Here is a 1,349-nt window from a genome sequence, read left to right as displayed (position 1 = left end):
GGGGCCGCTCAGGCTCGCCCGCGATCGGCAGCAGGTCCGCCCCTTCGACCACGTCGGCGACGGGGGCGTCCGTCTCCTCGGGCGGCAGCGGGATATGGGCGACATCCTCGGCCCCGGTGGCGTAGTCGGGCTGGCCCTCGGAGGGCGAGGCCGGCGCCTCCGCGGGCAGCTCCGTCTCGCTCGTCTCCTCGGCCGTCCCGTCGCCCGTGCCCTGGCCCTTGCGCCCGAACAGGCGCCCGAACCAGCCGGGCTTTTCCTCGCTCGCCATGAAATCGCGTCCTCGCCCCGCCTTGCCCACCCGCAGTCGACCGATTAGCCCGACCGGATGTCCCTCACCTTCGACATAGGTGCCCGCCTCCTCTACCGCGATGCCCTGCTGCTCGTCATCGACAAGCCGCCGGGCCTGCCGGTCCATCCCGGCCCGCGCGGCGGCGAGACCCTGACCGACCATCTCGACGGCCTCCGGTTCGGCCTGCCGCGCCGCCCCGAGGCCGCGCACCGGCTCGACCGCGACACCTCCGGCTGCCTGGCGCTCGGCCGCCACGCCAAGGCGCTGGCCCGGCTCGGCAAGCTGTTCTCCGGCAGCGCCGTGGACAAGACTTACTGGGCGGTGGTCGAGGGTGGCCCCGACGGGGAATCCGGCCGGATCGACCTGCCGCTGGCGCGCCGCTCCGACGATCCGCGCTCCTGGTGGATGAAGGCCGACCCGGCGGGCGACCCGGCGCTCACTCATTGGCGCGTCCTCGACCGGGCCGGCGGCCGCACCTGGCTGGAGCTGAAGCCGGTCACCGGCCGCACGCACCAGCTCCGGGTCCATTGCGCCGCCTCCGGCTGGCCGATCCTGGGAGACTCGATCTACGGCAGCGGCCCCCGCGGCGGCAGCCTGCACCTGCACGCGCGAACGCTGACTATCCCGCTCTACCCGAAGCGGGAGGCGATCAGCATCGAAGCGCCACCGCCGCCGCATGTCGCGGACGCCGTGGCGGGGATGAGTGGCTAGACCGGCATTAGGTTTCTGGTGACAGTTTCGCAGCGCCAGCCGTCATTGCGAGCGTAGCGAAGCAACCTAGGGATACGCCTCATTCGTAAACCGTGCGGTGCACTGGGTTGCTTCGCTGCGCTCGCAATGACAGTGCGGATAAGAATGCTGCGGTTTGAGGGACGTCAGGCAGCGATCAGCCGCGTCCCGTCATGCCCCGCGATCGTGACCGCGTGGAACGTCCCTGCCTCCGCTTCTCCGGCCAGTCGCACCATCGTGAAATCCGCGCTCCGGCCGGTGCCGCCGCGCTCGGCCAGGACGGTCAGCCGTTGCCCGACCTGGCCGTCGAGGTGCCGGCGCAGGGCGTCGG

Annotated in this window: 1 protein-coding gene and 2 pseudogenes; 1 reads left to right on the top strand and 2 read right to left on the bottom strand. The window is 72.1% G+C overall.

The features are described from left to right. Nucleotides 1-268 (bottom strand): annotated as a pseudogene (locus FV228_RS29885) (signal recognition particle-docking protein FtsY); the annotation flags it as partial. A 57-nt stretch (nucleotides 269-325) separates the two neighbouring features. Here FV228_RS29885 and FV228_RS29880 point away from each other — a divergent pair. Continuing rightward, nucleotides 326-1,000, top strand: coding sequence for an RluA family pseudouridine synthase (locus tag FV228_RS29880; protein ID WP_147857748.1), 675 nt, complete (start codon nucleotides 326-328; stop codon nucleotides 998-1,000). A gap of 164 nt (nucleotides 1,001-1,164) precedes the next feature. Here FV228_RS29880 and FV228_RS29875 read toward each other — a convergent pair. Beyond that, nucleotides 1,165-1,349: pseudogene (locus FV228_RS29875) on the bottom strand (tRNA (N(6)-L-threonylcarbamoyladenosine(37)-C(2))-methylthiotransferase MtaB); the annotation flags it as partial.

Origin of the sequence: Methylobacterium sp. WL18 (assembly GCF_008040015.1) — a bacterium.
Classification (GTDB): Bacteria; Pseudomonadota; Alphaproteobacteria; order Rhizobiales; family Beijerinckiaceae; genus Methylobacterium; species Methylobacterium mesophilicum.
Note: the sequence above shows the minus strand (reverse complement) of the source record. Positions and strands in the feature narration are given on the sequence as shown.

Excerpts from the sequence above, each read along its gene's own strand:
- FV228_RS29880 (WP_147857748.1), top strand. The coding sequence starts at position 326 with ATGTCCCTCACCTTCGACATAGGTGCCCGCCTCCTCTACCGCGATGCC.